Here is a 16,812-nt window from a genome sequence, read left to right on the forward strand (position 1 = left end):
CCTTGTGCGGCCGCTTCCAAATGCTCATCTAAAGCGGGATGAGATGAGGTTGAATCATCATCTCGCTTTGGCCTCTTGTTTGCGCATGATCTTTTCGGAAAACCGCTTCGCACTTTTCCGGATCATGCTTTAGGTGCTCACCATGAGCGATACGCAGGCCCAGTTCGCAGTTCTCAGGCAGACGACCGATCCGGCCGTCGTCGATGCGATGCAACAGTTGATCGTCGATGGCCATGATCGCGAGCTCAATCGCATCAACGCGCTGGATTTCTCCGATCGAACCGGGCTCGATCAGGAGAAGGTGATCGCAGGCTTCCTGCATGCTTCCCGGCTCGGTCTGTTCGACATGAGCTGGAACGTGCTGTGTCCCGGGTGTGGCGGCGTGCTCGATGCCCACACCACGCTGAAGTCGCTGCGTCACGACGACTACAATTGCGCGCTATGCGCGGCCGGCTACGAGGCTTCCGTCGACGAGCTGGTCGAGGTGGCCTTCACGGTCAGCCCGCGGGTCCGTCACATCGCCGCGCACGATCCCAACACGCTGCCGATCTGGGAATATTTCCGGCAGATGTTCTGGAGCTCGGGAATCGAGTTCGACGAGAGCTCGCTGTCGACCCTGATCAACGAGGTGACGCTGGAGGGGCTCGAGTTGCCGCCTGGCGAAAAGGCGATCCTGTCGCTCAACCTGCCCAATCAATTCGTCATCGTGTTCGAGCCGGTGACGCATTCGGCGCACTTCTTCGCCATCGAGGGCGAGCCCACCACAGAACGCCAGCAGTTCTCGATCGCATTCAACAAGTCGCATGCCCCGACCGGCACCTCGACGATGCGGCCCGGGCCGCTGCGGCTGGCGCTGGAGAATCACGCCGATGTTCGCGTGCTGCCGTCGGTGTGGGTCGCGGGCGATCCGCTGCACAAATTGCTCGGGAAGCGCAAGCCGATCCTCACCGCGAAGCGGATGCTGTCGAACCAGACCTTCCGCGACGTGTTCAAGGCCGACAACCTCACCGTCGACCAGCGGCTGAAGATCACCGCGCTGACCTTCCTGTTCACCGACCTGAAGGGCTCGACCGCGCTCTATGAGCGGGTCGGCGATCTCGCCGCGTTCGATCTGGTGCGCGCGCATTTCCACGCGCTGCTCGAGATCATCGCCTCCGAGCGCGGCGCTGTCGTGAAGACGATCGGCGATGCGGTGATGGCGACCTTCATCCGACCCGAGCATGCGTTGTCGGCGGGCTTAAGGATGCGCGCCGCGATGAAAGAGCTCAATGCCGAGCGCGGCAAGGAGGACTTGATCGTCAAGATCGGCATCCACGAGGGGCCGTGCCTCGCGGTGACGCTGAACGAGCGGCAGGATTATTTCGGCCAGACCGTGAATATCGCAGCAAGGGTACAGAGCCTGTCGACGTCGCAGGAAATCCACCTGACCCAGCCGGTGATGGAATCGGCCGAGGTCGCGGGTATTCTCGATCGCGCGGCGATCAAGCCGATCCAGAAGGAAGCCGCGCTGCGCGGCATCGCCGACAAGCTCGTGGTGTACGAGATACCGTAACCATATTGCGAAACCGTAATGCTTGCCGAAACGTAATGCCGCAGCCGGAACCCGCACGGATTGCGCGGGTTCTGTTTCCACGCCATATAGATTTCAGCACGGCGTGCCAGATTACGCCAAAAGGCTTCCAGGCTTCATTCCACAGAGAGAGCAATGCTCGACGGACTCCGCCAATTCATTGCCGATATCGTGTCCCCCGATGCACAGGCCGACCGCGCTTTCGACGATGGCGACTATCGTCTGGCGGCGAGCGCGCTGTTGGTGCATGTCGTCTCGCTGGACGGTGAACCGACGGTCGCCGAGAAGCGCAAGCTGCACAGCCTGATCGAGAGCCGCTTTCAGCTCGATCCCGGCACGGCCGACAAGCTGATCGCCTCGGCGATGCGGGTCGAGGGCGAGGCTGTGGATCTCTATCACTTTACCAGCGTGATCATGCGCTCGGTGAATGAGGAAGGCCGGCTGCGCATCGTCGAGATGATGTGGGAGCTGGTCTATGCCGACGGCCAGGTCAGCGAGTTCGAGGACAATGTGGTCTGGCGCGCCGCCGATCTGCTCGGCATTTCCTCGCGCGACCGCATCGACCTCAAGCATCGGGTCGCCGAGAAGCAGGCCGCGTTGCCGAAGGGCCCCTGGGGCACCGCAGACGCGGCAATCTGACACGGTTGTGTGCGCAAGCGCGCCGACATCACAAATGACGAAATTTTAATGTCGATCGCGATCCGCCGCGATGGCAGGCGATCCCGGCTTAAAATCTGGCGTTTCATTGCCTATTCGGCGCCGCATCATTGTCGACAAGCCCATACACGGCTTGCGTCCCACCGCGTGCCTATGCTCTCGTCGCCTTGTTGAGGACCTCACCGGAATTTGCAGTAAGAGTTTGAAGTCGTGACCGAGCGTGTGACGCTGATAACCGGGGCATCGGCGGGCATAGGCACCGAACTGGCGCGCGTGTTTGCATCGAACGGCCATCGTGTGGCGCTGGTGGCGCGGCGTGCCGAGCGTTTGCAGGCGCTTGCCGCCGAGCTCGGGGCCAAGGGCTCCGCGGCGCCGATCGTCATTCCCTGCGACCTCCAGCAGACCGACGCCGGCGACCGGATCGCACAGGCCCTGACCGAGGCCGGGGTCGAGGTCGAATACCTGGTGAACAATGCCGGTTTCGGCCTGTTCGGCCTCGCGGTGACACGCGATCGCGCCGACCAGCTCGACATGATCAATGTCAACATCCGCGCGCTGACCGACCTGACGCTGCGCTTCGCCGATCAGTTGATCCGCAACCGCGGCGGTATCCTCAATCTCGGCTCGATCGCCGCGTTCCTGCCGGGACCCGGCATGGCCGTGTACTACGCCAGCAAGGCCTATGTGCTCTCGTTCTCGGAAGCATTGCGCTGTGAGCTGGCGCCGCAGGGCGTGCGCGTCACCGTGGTTTGCCCGGGACCGGTGCCGTCCGAGTTCCAGGATCGCGCTGGCTTCACCCCCGGATTCGATTCCGCTCTCCTGAATGTCACGCCTGCCGAGGTTGCCCGTCAGGCCTATCGCGGCCTGATGGCCAACAAGCGCGCCGTGCTGCCCGGCGCCTTCATCAAGCTGGTGCCATTCCTGCTCCGGTTGTTCCCGCGCTCCTTCGTCCTGATGGCGGTCGGCGGCTTCCAGCTCCGCAAGCGCTAGCCACAGCTCGCTTCACCGGAAAAGCCTCCGTCGAGCGCCGTTAAGGCTGTTTCTGGCCCGCGATTTGCTTTGCCTGGGTGTGCGCGAACTCACACGATGTTAACGACCACTTAGCTATGATCGTGCCTTACGTGCCGAAGATTCAAGCAGAGGCAATGTCGTTCCGGTCTGACCATCCCCGTGTCGTGGTGCCCTTCGCAGGCCGAAGGCCGGCCGCGATCACGCCGGTGGAGCAGATCTCGGATCAGCCCGCGCTGCGGCCAGTCCTGATCGTGCTGCATCAGGAGACATCGACCCCGGGGCGGATCGGCAACGCGCTGCGGGCGCTGGGCTACCCTCTCGACATCCGCCGCCCGCGCTTTGGCGACGCGCTGCCGGAAACACTCGACGCGCATGCCGGCGCGGTGATCTTCGGCGGCCCGATGAGCGCCAACGATCCCGATGATTACGTGCGGCGTGAGATCGACTGGATCGCGGTCCCGCTGCGCGAGCAGCGTCCGTTCCTGGGCATCTGCCTCGGCGCGCAGATGCTGGCACGGCAACTCGGCGCGCGGGTCGCGCCGCATCCGCAGGGTCGCGTCGAGGTCGGTTATTACCCGGTCAGGCCGACCGAGGCGGGCCGCGCGCTCTGCCCGGACTGGCCGGCGCGGGTCTATCATTGGCATGGCGAAGGCTTTCAACTGCCCGACGGCGCCGACCTGCTCGCGACAGGCGACGATTTCCCGGTGCAGGCGTTCCGGTTCGGCAACGCCTTCGGCCTGCAATTCCATCCCGACGTGACCTACGCGATGATGCATCGCTGGACCACGCGCGGTTGCGCGCGCATGGATTCGCCGGGCGCCCAACCGGGTCATCTGCATTTCGCCGAGCGCGCCGTGCACGATGCCGCCGAGCGTGCGTGGCTGAAGCATTTCGTCGATGGCTGGATCACCCGCGTGCCGCGTGCGGTGATGCTGCAAGCCGCCGAATAGCCGCCACGCGGAATTTCACGCCGCCTTTTCATTTGCAGGGATGTGCTACTGTCGGCGGCGGCACGCGGCCCGCATCGTCGCGCGCACCAAATAAGAACAACGCAAAGGGAGATCGCCGTGCGCTACGAACACATTCTCTATGAGGTCAGCGACAGGATCGCGACCATCACGCTCAATCGGCCCGACCGCATGAATGCGTGGACGGCGATCATGGAGCGCGACGTACGCCACGCGATGGATGCCGCATCCAACGACGACAATGTTCGCGTCATCATCTTGACCGGCGCGGGCCGCGGCTTCTGCGCCGGAGCCGACATGGAAGCGCTGAAGGGGATCGATCCCAACGAGGTCAGGCGCGGCGAGGGCGTCGCGTTCGACATGAACCGCCGCGCCGATTGGCAGACGCGCTACGCCTATTACCCCGCGATCAAGAAGCCCGTGATCGCGATGCTCAACGGTGCCACCGCCGGCATCGGTCTGGTCCACGCGCTGTATTGCGATTTGCGCTTCGCCGCCGATAGCGCGGTGTTCACCACGGCCTTCGCGCGCCGCGGCCTGATCGCCGAGCATGGCATCAGCTGGATGCTGCCGCGTATCGTCGGCCATGCCAACGCGCTCGATCTGTTGATGTCGGCGCGGCGCGTGTCGGCGGCGGAGGCGCTGCGCATCGGCCTCGTCAACCGGCTCTGCGCGCCCGACAAATTGCGCGAGGAAACCTATGCCTATGCCCGTGACCTTGCCGACTTCGTCTCGCCGAGCGCGATCGCGGTGATCAAGCGCCAGGTCTACGACGTGCCGTTCCAGACGCTGGCTGAAGCCACCATCGACGCCAACCGCGAGATGCAGATCGCGCTCAAGGGCAATGATTTCAGGGAAGGCGTCGCGAGCTTCGTGGAGAAGCGTCCGCCACGGTTTACGGGGACGTGAGGGGGATTGGGGCGGAGTCTGCCGAACCAGCCCGGCTTCGCCCTCCGGGCTACGCCGCGACAGCCTTCGCTTGCTCCGCTACGATGGGCTGTCCGGGCTTGCCGAGCCGAAGCTCGCGAAGCGAGCGAAGGCTGGTGGAGCCAGGCGGGATCGAACCGCCGACCTCGTCATTGCGAACGACGCGCTCTCCCAGCTGAGCTATGGCCCCATCGCGGCCGGGTAGTGCTGAGTGTCCCGGCCGACAGCAGGGCGCCATTTACAGTGCCGCCCAAGGCCAAGTCAAGAACGGCGAAACGGCTGTTTTCAACCCGCCCTGCCGGGAACTTCCCTTGTTTGCAGGGGGATGAACCGATATCTAGCAGGGTATCCTACCTGCGAGCCCCCACCACATGCGCGCCGTCCTCGAAATCATCCTGCTCATACTGGACTTGTACGTCTATATCCTGATCGGATCGGCCATCCTGTCCTGGCTGATCGCGTTCAACGTCGTGAATACGCGCAATCAATTCGTGGCGGCGGTCGCCGAGTTTCTCTATCGCGTGACAGAGCCGCTGCTGCGGCCGATCCGGAACGTGTTGCCGAACCTCGGTGGGCTCGATATTTCGCCCATCATCCTGATCCTCATCATCTATCTGATCCAAAAACTCATCGTCTATAATGTAATGCCGCTCGTCATCGGATACTGATGGATCCTTGGCGCTATTCGACCCAGGGCATCAGCATTGCCTTGCGCGTGACGCCGCGCGGCGGCCGCGACGACATCGACGGGATCGAGACGCTGGCCAATGGCCGTTCCGTGGTGAAGGTCCGGGTCCGTGCCATTGCCGAGGGCGGCGAGGCTAACCGGGCGGTGACCGAGTTATTGGCCAAGGCGCTCGGCGTGCCCAAAGCCAGGGTGAAGTTGCTGTCGGGTGCGACCTCACGGCTGAAGCAGGTGGCGGTCGATGGCGATCCGCGGCAGCTTGGCGATGCCTTGAGGAAATTGACCGGGCCGAACCGAGACACAAAGGACTGACATGACTGCCCGCATCATCGACGGAAAAGCCATCGCTGCCGAGCTTCGCGCCCGCGTCGCCGCCGAGGTCGCTCGGGTCAAGCGCGACCACCAGCTGACGCCGGGCCTCGCCGTCGTGCTGGTCGGCCATGATCCCGCGAGCGAGGTCTATGTCCGCAGCAAGCACACCCAGACCCAGGCCGCCGGCATGGCCTCGTTCGAGCACAAGCTGCCAGAAGACGTGTCGCAGGCAGATCTGCTGGCGCTGATCGCGCGGCTCAACCGCGATCCGCTGGTGCATGGCATCCTGGTGCAATTGCCGCTGCCGAAATCGCTGCACACCGAGACCATCATCAACGCGATCGACCCGGCCAAGGACGTCGATGGCCTGCATCCGAACAATGCCGGCCGGCTCGCCGGCGGCCAGGCGGCGCTGTCGCCCTGCACGCCGCTCGGCTGCATCATCCTGACCAAGAGCGTGCATGCCTCGCTCGAGGGCATGAACGCGATCGTGATCGGCCGTTCCAACCTGGTTGGCCGTCCGCTGGTGCAATTGCTTCTGAACGAGAACGCGACGGTGACGATCGCGCATTCGCGCTCGCGCGATCTGCCAAAGCTCTGCGCCCAGGCCGATCTGGTCTATGCCGCGGTCGGCCGGCCCGAAATGGTGCGTGGCGACTGGCTGAAGCCCGGCGCGACGGTGATCGATGTCGGCATCAACCGCATTCCGGTGCCCGGCGGCAAGCCGAAGCTGGTCGGTGACGTCGCATTCCAGGAAGCGCTCGATGTCGCCGGTGCGATCACGCCGGTGCCGGGCGGCGTCGGCCAGATGACGGTGGCGTGCCTGCTGGTGAATACGCTGCGCGCCGCCTGCGCGATTGCCGGCCTGCCCGCGCCTGCGGTGTGAGATAGCGGGAAGTACGTCCGCCGTCATTGCGAGCGGAGCGAAGCAATCCATATCTCCGCCTGTGGAAGCATGGATTGCTTCGTCGCTACGCTCCTCGCAATGACGGAGCAGGTAACAGGACCTTGGTCCTCACTTCTTCTTCGCGCGCTCGATGCCTTCGAGGATCAGCTTGCGGGCTTCTTCGGCGTCGCCCCAGCGCAGCACCTTCACCCATTTGCCCTTCTCGAGATCCTTGTAGTGCTCGAAGAAGTGCTGAATCTGTTGCAGCGTGATGTCCGGCAGGTCGCTGTAATTGTGCACCTTGTCGTAGCGCTGGGTCAGCTTCGATGACGGCACCGCGATGATCTTCTCGTCGCCGCCAGCCTCGTCTTCCATCAGCAGCACGCCGACCACGCGCACGCTCATCACGGCGCCCGGCACGATCGCGCGGGTGTTGACGATCAGCACGTCGCAGGGATCGCCGTCGCCCGACAGCGTGTGCGGAATGAAGCCGTAATTGCCGGGATAGCGCATCGGCGTGTAGAGGAAGCGGTCCACCACGAGCGTGCCGGCTTCCTTGTCCATCTCGTACTTGATGGGCTCGCCGCCGACGGCAACCTCGATGATGACGTTGACGTCGTGGGGCGGGTTCTTTCCGATCGATATGGCGTCGATACGCATGGATTGCTCCGCGTGGTCTTTTGGAAGTTGAAAGCGATGTGATTTTGGTTTTGGCGCCAGCGGACGCGAAACGGCATGAAGCCCGGCCTTGAGACCGGGCATGCCCCCGCGCGCAGCGCTAAGGCTGGTTTAGCCTTGCTGCAGCTGCGAGAGAAGCAGGATTTTCAGTTGGCCCAGGCGAAAGCGACCTTGTCGAGCGACTTCGGCCCGAACCGCTCCGAGGAGCGTGCCACCATCCGGCCGCCCAGCGCGCGGTAGAACTCGGTCGCCGGCTCGTTGTCCGACAGCGCCCAGATCACCATGGTCTTGAGGCCACTCTGCATCAGGTCGCGGCGGGCCGCGGCGAACAGCCGCCGGCCGAAGCCGAGGCCCTGGAATTCCGGGCGCAAATACAGCTCGTAGATCTCGCCTTCGAAGTGCAGGCTGCGGGCGCGGTTGCGGCCGTAATTGGCGTAGCCCGCGATCCTGTCGCCGAACACCAGCACGCTGACGCGGCTGCCCTTGCGGATCGCGCTGTCCCACCACTGCGGGCCGCGGCGGTTGATCAGCTTTTCGAGTTCGGCGCCGGGAATGATGCCCTGGTACGCCGAGCGCCAGGCTTCGTCATGGGTAGACGCCACCGAGGCTGCGTCTGCAGCTTTGGCCGGCCGGACCTCGATTAGCGTTGTGCTCATGCATGTAATCAAAGCAAGTCAGAGGGCCGCCTTCAAGGTCCATCGTTAATTATCGGTTAACCTGTGGATTTTTTGCATCAGTGCCATGAAAACTTGTACCGAAAGAGGACACTGGCCCGGCTCAAGCGGCTGGCCGCCGATCCGGTGCTGTGTACAGCGTGGATCGCGTGCGCTCTGTGACAAGGCCACCGCTCGAAAAATGCCCTCCGCGTCTGATTCGCCGGCGGAATTTCGCCCGCCAATCCGGCTCCGGCGGCGCTGCTTCGATTTCGTCATGTCTGTACGACCGCGGTGGATTTTCGCGCGCACCCCATCTATGGCGGTACTGGTGCGCGCCGAAGCTGGCCTGATGACGAGCGGATCGCGATGACGCTCTACTTCCTGATCAAATACCTGCATGTGCTCGGCGCCATCGTGATCCTCGGCACCGGGACCGGCATCGCCTTCTTCATGCTGGCGGCGCATCGCACAGGCGATGCCGCGTTCATCGCGCGCACCGCGGCGACCGTCGTGATCGCGGACATGATCTTCACGCTCAGCGCCGTATTGCTGCAACCGGTCAGCGGCGGGCTGCTGATGATGCTGTCGGCAACAGGCCTGACCGAACGCTGGCTGCTGGTGTCGCTGGCGCTCTACGCGCTGGCCGGCGCCTTCTGGGTTCCCGTCATCTTCATGCAGATGGAGATGCGCGGCCTCGCGCAGGCGGCCGTCGACAAAGGCCTTCCGCTGCCGCCGCGCTACCATGCGCTGTTTCGTCGCTGGTTCCTGTTCGGGATTCCCGGCTTCGGCTCGGTGATGATCATCCTGTGGCTGATGATCGCGAAGCCCTTTTGAAGCATGATCCGGTACCCATGAGTGACAAAGCATCACACAACATCCTCGTGCTCGGCGCGTCGGGCCTGATCGGCCGTTACCTCACCGACGATCTGAGGGCGCGCGGCTTTCACGTGATCGGGATCGCGCGGCATTTCGCGCCGGCCCAGAAGATCAGCCCGGCCGATCTCGAACTGCCACTGATGGCGATGGCTGCCGCCGATCTGACGCAGCTTCTGCGCACGCATGAGATCGATGTCGTCGTCAACTGCCTTGGCGTGCTGCAGGATGGCCCGGGCAGCGACACGGGCGCGGTGCATCGCGACTTCGTCGCGCGGCTGCTCCAGGCGATCAGCGACAGCCACCGCGCCGTCCGTCTGGTGCACATCTCGATTCCCGGTACTGCCGATGAGGATCGCACCGCCTTCAGCACCACCAAGCGCGAAGCCGAACGGCTGATCGCGGCATCGGGGATCGCCCATGCGATCCTCCGCCCGGGCTTTGTCATCGCGCCTTCGGCCTATGGCGGCAGCGCCATGCTGCGCGCGCTGGCGGCGCTGCCGGTCGAGTTGCCGGCCGCCGAGGCCGCGACGCCGTTCCAGCCGGTCGCGGTCGAGGACATCGCCGCGACCATCGCCTGGCTCGCGGCGCGCGAGATCGCCGACGAGCGCGTGCGCTCGGTGACATGGGACCTGATGCAGCCGCAGCCGATCTCGCTCGGCGGCGTCATCGCGCAGTTTCGCTGGGCGTTTGGCACGTCAAAGCAGTTTCGTATCGCATCGCCGTCGTTCCTGATCGATCTCGGCGCCCGTCTCGGCGATCTCACGAGCCGGCTCGGCTGGATGCCGCCGATGCGCTCCAATGCGATCGCCGAGCTGCGCCGCGGCGTCAGCGGCGATCCCGCGGCCTGGATGGCAGCGACCGGCATCGTGCCGACAACGATCGCGCAAGTGGTCGGCAGCCGACCCGCGACCATCCAGGACAAATGGTTCGCGCGGCTGTTCCTGATCAAGGCGCTGATCTTCGCGAGCCTCGTGCTGTTCTGGGTTGCTTCCGGCTTCATCGCGCTGGTCATCTCCTATGATGCCGCCGCCGGCATCCTGAGCGCGCATCATTTCCCGCCGGCGTTGGTCGGACCGGTGACGGTCGTGACCAGCCTGATGGACATGAGCATCGGCGTGCTGATCGCGATCCGCCGTACCGCTGCGTTCGGCCTGATCGCGGGCATCGTCGCTTCGCTCGGCTACATGGCGGGATCGGCGATCCTGACGCCCGACCTCTGGATCGAGCCGCTCGGCGCGTTGGTGAAGACCGGGCCGGCGATCGTGCTGATGCTGGTGGCGCTACTGATGCTGGACAATCGATGAAGAGCTGGCCCGACGACGACGTGATCCTCTACGACGGCGTCTGCATCTTCTGCTCGCGCTGGGTCCGCTTCGTCATCGCCCGCGACACGGCCCGCCGCTTCCGCTTCACGCCGATCCAGTCCGACTACGGTACGCGGCTGGCGAGGACCTTCGGTATCGATCCCGATGATCCCGACACCAACGCCGTGGTCCATGACGGCATCGCCTGGATGAAATCGGACGCGGCGCTGACGGTGCTGAGCCATCTCCCCGGCTGGCGCTGGACCCGTGCGCTGTTCGCGGTGCCAAAACCGCTGCGCGACGCCGTCTACAGCCTCGTCGCCCGCAATCGCTATCGGATCTTCGGGAAGTATGAGACGTGCTTCGTGCTGGATGCGGATATGCGGGCGAGGGTGTTGGAGTAGAGGAGCCTGGCCTAGCAGAGCCAGTTCAGGTTACACTTCGCTGAAATAGGCAGATAGCTCGCCAAGTTGAATGGCAAAAGCAGTTTTCACAACAAAAGTAGTGCCGGGCTACAAAGATCTTCCAGAGTCCCGCTATCACTTTCCGCGAACGTACCTCAATCAAGTGAGGCAAGCGGTTGGCGATCACATCGTTTACTATGAACCTAGACGTTCGAGCATCGATCTCTCGAGCTTTGGGGGGCGACAGTCCTACTTCGGCGTCGCGCGAGTAACGGGGGTCATTGAAGATCAGCAGCTCCCAGGCCACTTTTACGCGCTCATCGATGATTATCTTGATTTCGATCAACCGGTACCGTTCTCACAGGGTGAAGCCTATTACGAGAGCGCCCTAAGAAAGGCGGATGGGTCAACGAATAAAGGGGCATTCGGGCGAGCAGTACGCATTATCCCCGATACTGAATTTGATCTCATCCTGAAGGCTGGCTTTGCGCCAGTGCTGACCGAGAGCCCGGCGCTTCAACAAGATGCGGCCGTGGGATGGTCCGAGCCAACGACACCCTACGAGCGGCCGATCGTAGAAATGACTGTTTCCCGACCGTTCCGAGAGCGTTCATTTATGCACAACGTCCGTGCGGCCTATGCGAACCGGTGTGCAATGACCGGCCTTCGGTTGATCAATGGCGGAGGACGCCCAGAGGTCCAGGCGGCGCACATACAGCCAGTTGCGTCAAAGGGGCCGGACTCGGTTCGAAACGGAATTGCGCTTTCCGGAACGGTTCATTGGATGTTTGACCGAGGATTGATTTCGATCGGAGACGACTACAAGATATTGGTCGCCGAGAATCACGTTCCGGAGGATGCTGTGCGTCTTCTCAATCAGAGCGGAACGATTCATCTACCAAACAACGGTGCATTCCATCCCAATGCCCAATATTTGAAATTTCATCGAGACAGAGTGTTTAAGGGCTAAGAATTGGTGCTGCTACTTGCGGCGCATTGCACCCACCACTTCCCTCGCCGCCCGTTCCCCCGAATCCCGCGCGCCATGCGCGGTCGAGAAGAAATGTGGCGACGTGGCTTCTCCCGCGAAGAACAGCCGGCCGTCGACCGGGGCTGCCAGCATGGCGCGCTTGCCGGCATGGCCGGGCAGGGCGTGCGAGTAGGAGCCGCGGGCGAACGGGTCGTGGGCCCAGCGCGATTCGCTGAGCGGTTTCAGCTTGCGGCGGAAGTCGTTGCCGAGGAAGGAGACGATCTCGTCGATGCTGTGCGCGGCGATGGCGCCGTCGCCGGCGTCCTCGAGCGCTTGCGCAAAACGGCCGCCGAAGAAGCCTTCGATGCAGGGCTGGCCGAACGGACGGATGTGGTAGGTGCCCATCTCGGTGCGCATGGTGGCGCCGCGCAGATTGCCTTCCTTCGGTAGCGCCTCGGGTTCGGCGAGCGCCAGGGTCACCTTGTCGGCGAGGCCGAGCGGCAGGCCGCGCGCGGCATCGAGCTTGTCAGGTAACGCGGGCGAGAAGCGGATCGCCTCGATGGCGATCAGATTGGTTGGCACGGTGACGATCACCTTGTCTGCCTCCAGCGTGCCGCGCGAGGTCTCGATCCGGATGCGCTTGCCGGAATGATCGATCAGGGGGACCTCGCAGTTCAGCGCGACGGGGACCTGCTCGCCGTATGCTGCGACCAGCGCGCCATAGCCGCGCCGCACCCGCCAGTTGACGTTGCTGTCCTCATAGGCGTCGAAGTCGAGGATCGAGAGCTGGTCGAGCTCGCAGCCATTCACATAGGTCGAGATCGCATCGATCATCGGGTTCCAGCGGTTGCCGGGCTCGAGATAGCGATCGGCCGAGGCGTCCTTGCCGCTGCGTGCAGCCTCTGCGATGCGTTCGTAGAACTCGTCCATCGCCCGCATGAACGCATCACGGTCGGCCTGCGGGAATGCCTTGCCGTAGGCGCGCTCGCGCCACGGCGGCAGGTCCTTGTTGACGTCGAAGTCGAGTTGCCTGGCAATGCCGACAAAGCTGTTCTGGTCGGCTGAGTGTAGCCAGCCGCAACCGACGTCGAACACCACGTCGGGTGCGGCCTGGATCGTATGCGCGCGGCCGCCGAGGCGGTCGCGGGCTTCCAGAACGATGCTCGAGAGGCCGGTGCCCTTGAGCGCATGCGCGGCGCCGAGGCCGGCGGCGCCGGCGCCGATGATGGCGACATCGATGCTGGAAGGAAATGAGCTCATGTCCCGGCTCTAGCACGTCCGCCGCCGGGCCTGAAGCTGCCGCGTGCATGACTGTCATCGCCCGCGAAAGCGGGCGATCCAGTATTCCGGAGACGGCTGTGATTGAGCCGATGGGGCGCGGCGTACCGGGTGCCCCGGTCGCCGGGGCACGGCAGATTAGCTTACGCTACCGCTTCCTTGGCCTTTTCGGCGCGCTTGCGGTCGTTCGGATCGAGATGCTTCTTGCGCAGCCGGATCGACTTCGGCGTCACCTCGACGAGCTCGTCGTCCTCGATATAGGCGAGCGCCTTTTCGAGCGTCATCCGGATCGGCGGGGTCAGGCGCACCGCTTCGTCCTTCGAGGTGGTGCGGATGTTGGTGAGCTGCTTGCCCTTGAGCACGTTGATCTCGAGGTCATTGTCGCGGGTGTGCTCGCCGACGATCATGCCCTTGTAGACCTTCCAGCCCGGCTCGATCATCATCGGGCCGCGATCTTCCAGCTTGAACATCGCGTATGCGACCGCTTCGCCCTGGTCGTTGGAGATCAGCACGCCGTTGCGGCGGCCCTGGATCTCGCCCTTGTAGGCGGCATAGCCGTGGAAGATGCGGTTCATGATCGCGGTGCCGCGGGTGTCGGTGAGCAGTTCGCCCTGGTAGCCGATCAGGCCGCGGGTCGGCGCGTAGAACACCAGCCGCAGGCGGTTGCCGCCGGACGGGCGCATCTCGATCATCTCGGCCTTGCGCTCGCTCATCTTCTGCACGACGACGCCGGAGTGCTCCTCGTCGACGTCGATCACGACCTCCTCGATCGGCTCCTGCCAAACGCCGGCTTCGTCCTTTTGCAGCACGACGCGCGGGCGCGACACCGAGAGCTCAAAACCCTCGCGGCGCATGGTCTCGATCAGGATCGCGAGCTGCAATTCGCCGCGACCCGACACTTCCATCGAGTCCTTGTCGGCGGCTTCGACGACGCGCAGCGCGACGTTGCCTTCGGCCTCGCGCAGCAGACGGTCGCGGATCATGCGGCTCGTCACCTTGTCGCCTTCGGTGCCGGCGAGCGGCGAATTGTTGACGATAAAGGACATCGACACCGTCGGCGGGTCGATCGGCTGCGCCTGCAACGGGGTGTCGACGGACGGATCGCAGAACGTATCGGCGACCGTGCCCTTGGTCAGGCCGGCAATCGCGACGATGTCGCCGGCTTCGGCTTCGTCGAGCGGCGTGCGCTCGATGCCGCGGAACGCGAGGATCTTGCTGATGCGGCCCTGCTCGATCAGCTTGCCGTCGGCGCCCAGCACCTTGACGGCCTGGTTGGGCTTGATGCTGCCCGAGGAGATGCGGCCGGTGATGATGCGGCCGAGGAAGTTGTTGGCCTCGAGGATGGTGCCGATCATCCGGAACGGACCTTGCTCGACCTGCGGCGGCGCGACGTGGCGCACGATCAGGTCGAACAGCGGCTGCATGCCGGCTTCCTTCGGTCCATCCGGGCTATCCGCCATCCAGCCCTGCTTGGCCGACCCGTAAAGGATCGGGAAGTCGAGCTGTTCTTCGCTGGCGTCGAGCGCCGCGAACAGGTCGAACACCTCGTTGATGACTTCGGTCGGCCGTGCGTCGGGACGGTCGACCTTGTTGATGACGACGATCGGCTTCAGTCCGACCTTGAGTGCCTTGGAGACCACGAATTTGGTCTGCGGCAACGGGCCTTCGGCGGCGTCGACCAGCACCAGCGCGCCGTCCACCATGTTGAGGATGCGCTCGACCTCACCGCCGAAATCGGCGTGGCCGGGGGTGTCGACGATGTTGATGCGGATGTCTTTCCACTGCACCGAGGCGGCTTTCGCCAGAATGGTGATGCCGCGCTCACGCTCCAGATCGTTGGAGTCCATGGCGCGCTCCGCAACCTTCTGGTTTTCGCGGAAGGTGCCGGATTGCTGTAGCAGGCGGTCGACGAGGGTGGTCTTGCCGTGGTCGACGTGGGCGATGATGGCGACGTTGCGAAGGTTCATGGCTCTTCTTCTGGTCGTGCAATGGTCAGATGCGCGATCTCGCCGAACCGATTTGGCCGGCCGCTCGCTCACGTGGCCCGATCGGGGCCCGGATCACGCTCATACCCAAGAAATTTGACGGGGACGCATCACCCCAAAAAGGAAGCCCGGTCAGCGGACCGGGCACCTCGTGCGTTGCGGCGCAATATAGTCAGAAAACGTCAAAAAACAACGGTTTGTTGGTGGTTTGGAGCACGATTTCGGGCCGGATCGGCGGGTTTTTGCCGGGCTCCGGAGGGATTCGGCCGGTTCCGGGAGTTCCGGCGTCCGCTTCCTAGTTCGCCGGGTTGTCCTCGCTGGGATAGACCCCGCGCAACACCTCCTCGAAATGGTCCTTGACCGCCTCGTTGCACAGGCAGGAGCGCAGACGCAGCTTGTCCGGATCTCGGATCACGATCGCGCCGCGGCGGGTCTCCAGCACGCCCTCTGCCTTGAAGTTCTGAATCACCCGGCTGGTGTAGCTGCGGCCGACACCGAGCAGGGTCGAGAGCTGTTCATGGGTGAGCGGCACCACGCCGTTGCCATTGGTGCGCTCCATCGCCGAGATCATCCACTTCGCGGCGCGCTGCTCGATCGAGTGGATCGCGTTGCAGGCGGTCGACTGGAAGATCTGCGCCAGCATGCAGTCGGCATAGCGCGCGAAGATGTTGCGCACCGAGATCGACTTCAGCTTGGCGGCATCGAGCTTGCTGAGCGGCAGCCGCATGAATGGTCCGCCGAACTTGACGGTGATGCGGGTATAGGCCGGCAGGAATCCCTGGCTGACGATGCCGCCGACCGCGCCCTCGCGGCCGACCAGGATGGTCTCGACATCGCGCCCGTCCTCGTTGGCCACCATGAAGGAGGCGAGGCTCGGTCCGCATGGAAAATGCACGATCTGGACATCGTCGCCGGGGCTGTAGAGCAGCTCGCCGGCCTCGGCCTCGACCATTGCGAGATGCGACGATACCAGCTCGTAATCGGCGGCATTCAGCCGGCGCAGCAGATTGTTGAACGGCCGGTCATTCGTCCCGGCCAACTCGGTTCGTTTGGCAATCATTGGAAAATCCTGAAATCCCAACGCTCACCGTACCGAAAAAGTTCCCGATCTTATGTTCACTAGTGCACAGACGGCGCGGCCACGGATGTGAAAGTTTCATCGCGGGAACAGCCGGCGTGCTTTGGGCGCCGGTCGCGGGCCATCCGGCCGGACCTGATCCGGTCTCTCATCCATCATCGAAGAAATGGACGCCGAGCCATGGAATCCGCCCCCAATGCCGGGATCCCCGGCGACGTTCTCGTGGTCGAGGACGATCCGATCATCTCGCTCTATTTCGAGGACACCATCCTCGGCTTCGGCGCGCGGACGGTGCGCACCGCGGCGAACGTCGCCCGCGCGCTCGAACTGATCGCCGAGCGGGCGCCGGATTTCGCGCTGCTCGACGTCGGGCTCGTCAGGGGCGAGAAGACGTTCGTGATCGCCGAGCACCTGAACGCGATGAAGGTGCCCTTCGCATTCGTCACCGGCTATGGTGCCGAGATCCGGCTGCCGGCATCGCTCGCCGACAAGCCTCGGCTGACCAAGCCGTGTTCGAGCGAGACGCTCGAGGCGGTGCTGCGGCGCCCATTCGATTGAATTCGCCCC

18 protein-coding genes and 1 tRNA gene are annotated in these 16,812 nt (G+C 63.9%); 13 read left to right on the forward strand and 6 right to left on the reverse strand.

Features of this window, described 5'->3' with window-relative positions; genetic code table 11:
- Positions 1-142 precede the first annotated feature (142 nt).
- The 5 genes from CWS35_RS06635 (at position 143) to CWS35_RS06655 (ending at position 5,115) form a co-directional block, all read left to right on the forward strand.
- Positions 143-1,552 (forward strand): adenylate/guanylate cyclase domain-containing protein, encoded by a 1,410-nt coding sequence (locus CWS35_RS06635; protein WP_100951421.1) that lies wholly within the window; start codon positions 143-145, stop codon positions 1,550-1,552.
- Positions 1,553-1,705: 153 nt separating this feature from the next.
- The gene (locus tag CWS35_RS06640) at positions 1,706-2,209 is read left to right on the forward strand and encodes a TerB family tellurite resistance protein (RefSeq protein WP_100951423.1); all 504 of its coding nucleotides are present in this window, start codon (positions 1,706-1,708) and stop codon (positions 2,207-2,209) included.
- Between the two features lie 228 nt (positions 2,210-2,437).
- Positions 2,438-3,217: an SDR family oxidoreductase gene (locus tag CWS35_RS06645; RefSeq protein WP_024583155.1), complete on the forward strand. Its 780-nt coding sequence runs from the start codon at positions 2,438-2,440 to the stop codon at positions 3,215-3,217.
- Positions 3,218-3,372: 155 nt separating this feature from the next.
- Entirely contained in the window at positions 3,373-4,188 is an 816-nt protein-coding gene (locus CWS35_RS06650) for a glutamine amidotransferase (RefSeq protein ID WP_100956095.1), read from the forward strand.
- Positions 4,189-4,305: 117 nt separating this feature from the next.
- Positions 4,306-5,115, forward strand: coding sequence for an enoyl-CoA hydratase (locus tag CWS35_RS06655; RefSeq protein WP_100951425.1), 810 nt, complete (start codon positions 4,306-4,308; stop codon positions 5,113-5,115).
- Positions 5,116-5,247: 132 nt separating this feature from the next.
- Here the strand turns inward: CWS35_RS06655 and CWS35_RS06660 are convergent.
- Positions 5,248-5,323, reverse strand: a tRNA-Ala gene (locus tag CWS35_RS06660).
- A gap of 181 nt (positions 5,324-5,504) precedes the next feature.
- Between CWS35_RS06660 and CWS35_RS06665 the strand changes: the two genes are divergently transcribed.
- The 3 genes from CWS35_RS06665 to folD are packed head-to-tail and all read left to right on the forward strand — an operon-like array spanning position 5,505 to position 7,016.
- Positions 5,505-5,801 carry a YggT family protein gene (locus tag CWS35_RS06665; RefSeq protein WP_024583158.1) on the forward strand — a complete coding sequence of 99 codons (297 nt, stop codon included), beginning with the start codon at positions 5,505-5,507 and terminating at the stop codon, positions 5,799-5,801.
- A complete protein-coding gene (locus CWS35_RS06670) occupies positions 5,801-6,130 on the forward strand; it encodes a DUF167 domain-containing protein (RefSeq protein WP_029879667.1) in 330 nt (109 codons plus the stop codon). The genes CWS35_RS06665 and CWS35_RS06670 overlap by 1 nt, the downstream gene beginning before the upstream one ends.
- Before the next feature lies 1 nt (position 6,131).
- Positions 6,132-7,016: a bifunctional methylenetetrahydrofolate dehydrogenase/methenyltetrahydrofolate cyclohydrolase FolD gene (folD, locus tag CWS35_RS06675; RefSeq protein ID WP_024583160.1), complete on the forward strand. Its 885-nt coding sequence runs from the start codon at positions 6,132-6,134 to the stop codon at positions 7,014-7,016.
- 129 nt (positions 7,017-7,145) lie between these two features.
- Here the strand turns inward: folD and ppa are convergent, their stop codons facing one another.
- Positions 7,146-7,676 carry an inorganic diphosphatase gene (gene ppa, locus CWS35_RS06680; RefSeq protein WP_024583161.1) on the reverse strand — a complete coding sequence of 177 codons (531 nt, stop codon included), beginning with the start codon at positions 7,674-7,676 and terminating at the stop codon, positions 7,146-7,148.
- Positions 7,677-7,840: 164 nt separating this feature from the next.
- Entirely contained in the window at positions 7,841-8,350 is a 510-nt protein-coding gene (locus CWS35_RS06685) for a GNAT family N-acetyltransferase (protein ID WP_024583162.1), read from the reverse strand.
- A gap of 366 nt (positions 8,351-8,716) precedes the next feature.
- Here CWS35_RS06685 and CWS35_RS06690 point away from each other — a divergent pair, with 366 nt between their 5' ends.
- The 4 genes from CWS35_RS06690 (at position 8,717) to CWS35_RS06705 (ending at position 11,904) form a co-directional block, all read left to right on the forward strand.
- A complete protein-coding gene (locus tag CWS35_RS06690) occupies positions 8,717-9,184 on the forward strand; it encodes a DUF2269 domain-containing protein (protein ID WP_100956097.1) in 468 nt (155 codons plus the stop codon).
- Positions 9,185-9,201: 17 nt separating this feature from the next.
- Entirely contained in the window at positions 9,202-10,530 is a 1,329-nt protein-coding gene (locus tag CWS35_RS06695; protein WP_100951427.1) for an SDR family oxidoreductase, read from the forward strand.
- Positions 10,527-10,934 (forward strand): thiol-disulfide oxidoreductase DCC family protein, encoded by a 408-nt coding sequence (locus CWS35_RS06700; protein ID WP_100951429.1) that lies wholly within the window; start codon positions 10,527-10,529, stop codon positions 10,932-10,934. The genes CWS35_RS06695 and CWS35_RS06700 overlap by 4 nt, the downstream gene beginning before the upstream one ends.
- 70 nt (positions 10,935-11,004) lie before the next feature.
- Entirely contained in the window at positions 11,005-11,904 is a 900-nt protein-coding gene (locus CWS35_RS06705; RefSeq protein ID WP_100951431.1) for an HNH endonuclease, read from the forward strand.
- A gap of 12 nt (positions 11,905-11,916) precedes the next feature.
- On the opposite strand, the gene CWS35_RS06710 is transcribed toward CWS35_RS06705, so the two are convergent.
- The 3 genes from CWS35_RS06710 to CWS35_RS06720 form a co-directional block, all read right to left on the reverse strand.
- On the reverse strand, positions 11,917-13,164 hold the full coding sequence (locus CWS35_RS06710; RefSeq protein WP_100951433.1) for an NAD(P)/FAD-dependent oxidoreductase: 1,248 nt from the start codon (positions 13,162-13,164) through the stop codon (positions 11,917-11,919).
- 161 nt (positions 13,165-13,325) lie between these two features.
- On the reverse strand, positions 13,326-15,149 hold the full coding sequence (gene typA / locus CWS35_RS06715; protein ID WP_024583167.1) for a translational GTPase TypA: 1,824 nt from the start codon (positions 15,147-15,149) through the stop codon (positions 13,326-13,328).
- Between the two features lie 313 nt (positions 15,150-15,462).
- The gene (locus CWS35_RS06720) at positions 15,463-16,227 is read right to left on the reverse strand and encodes a Crp/Fnr family transcriptional regulator (RefSeq protein ID WP_100951435.1); all 765 of its coding nucleotides are present in this window, start codon (positions 16,225-16,227) and stop codon (positions 15,463-15,465) included.
- Between the two features lie 198 nt (positions 16,228-16,425).
- On the opposite strand from CWS35_RS06720, the gene CWS35_RS06725 reads away from it, so the two are divergent.
- A complete protein-coding gene (locus CWS35_RS06725; RefSeq protein WP_024583169.1) occupies positions 16,426-16,803 on the forward strand; it encodes a response regulator in 378 nt (125 codons plus the stop codon).
- The last annotated feature ends 9 nt before the right edge of the window (positions 16,804-16,812 follow it).

The organism is Bradyrhizobium sp. SK17, from assembly GCF_002831585.1.
GTDB lineage: Bacteria > Pseudomonadota > Alphaproteobacteria > Rhizobiales > Xanthobacteraceae > Bradyrhizobium.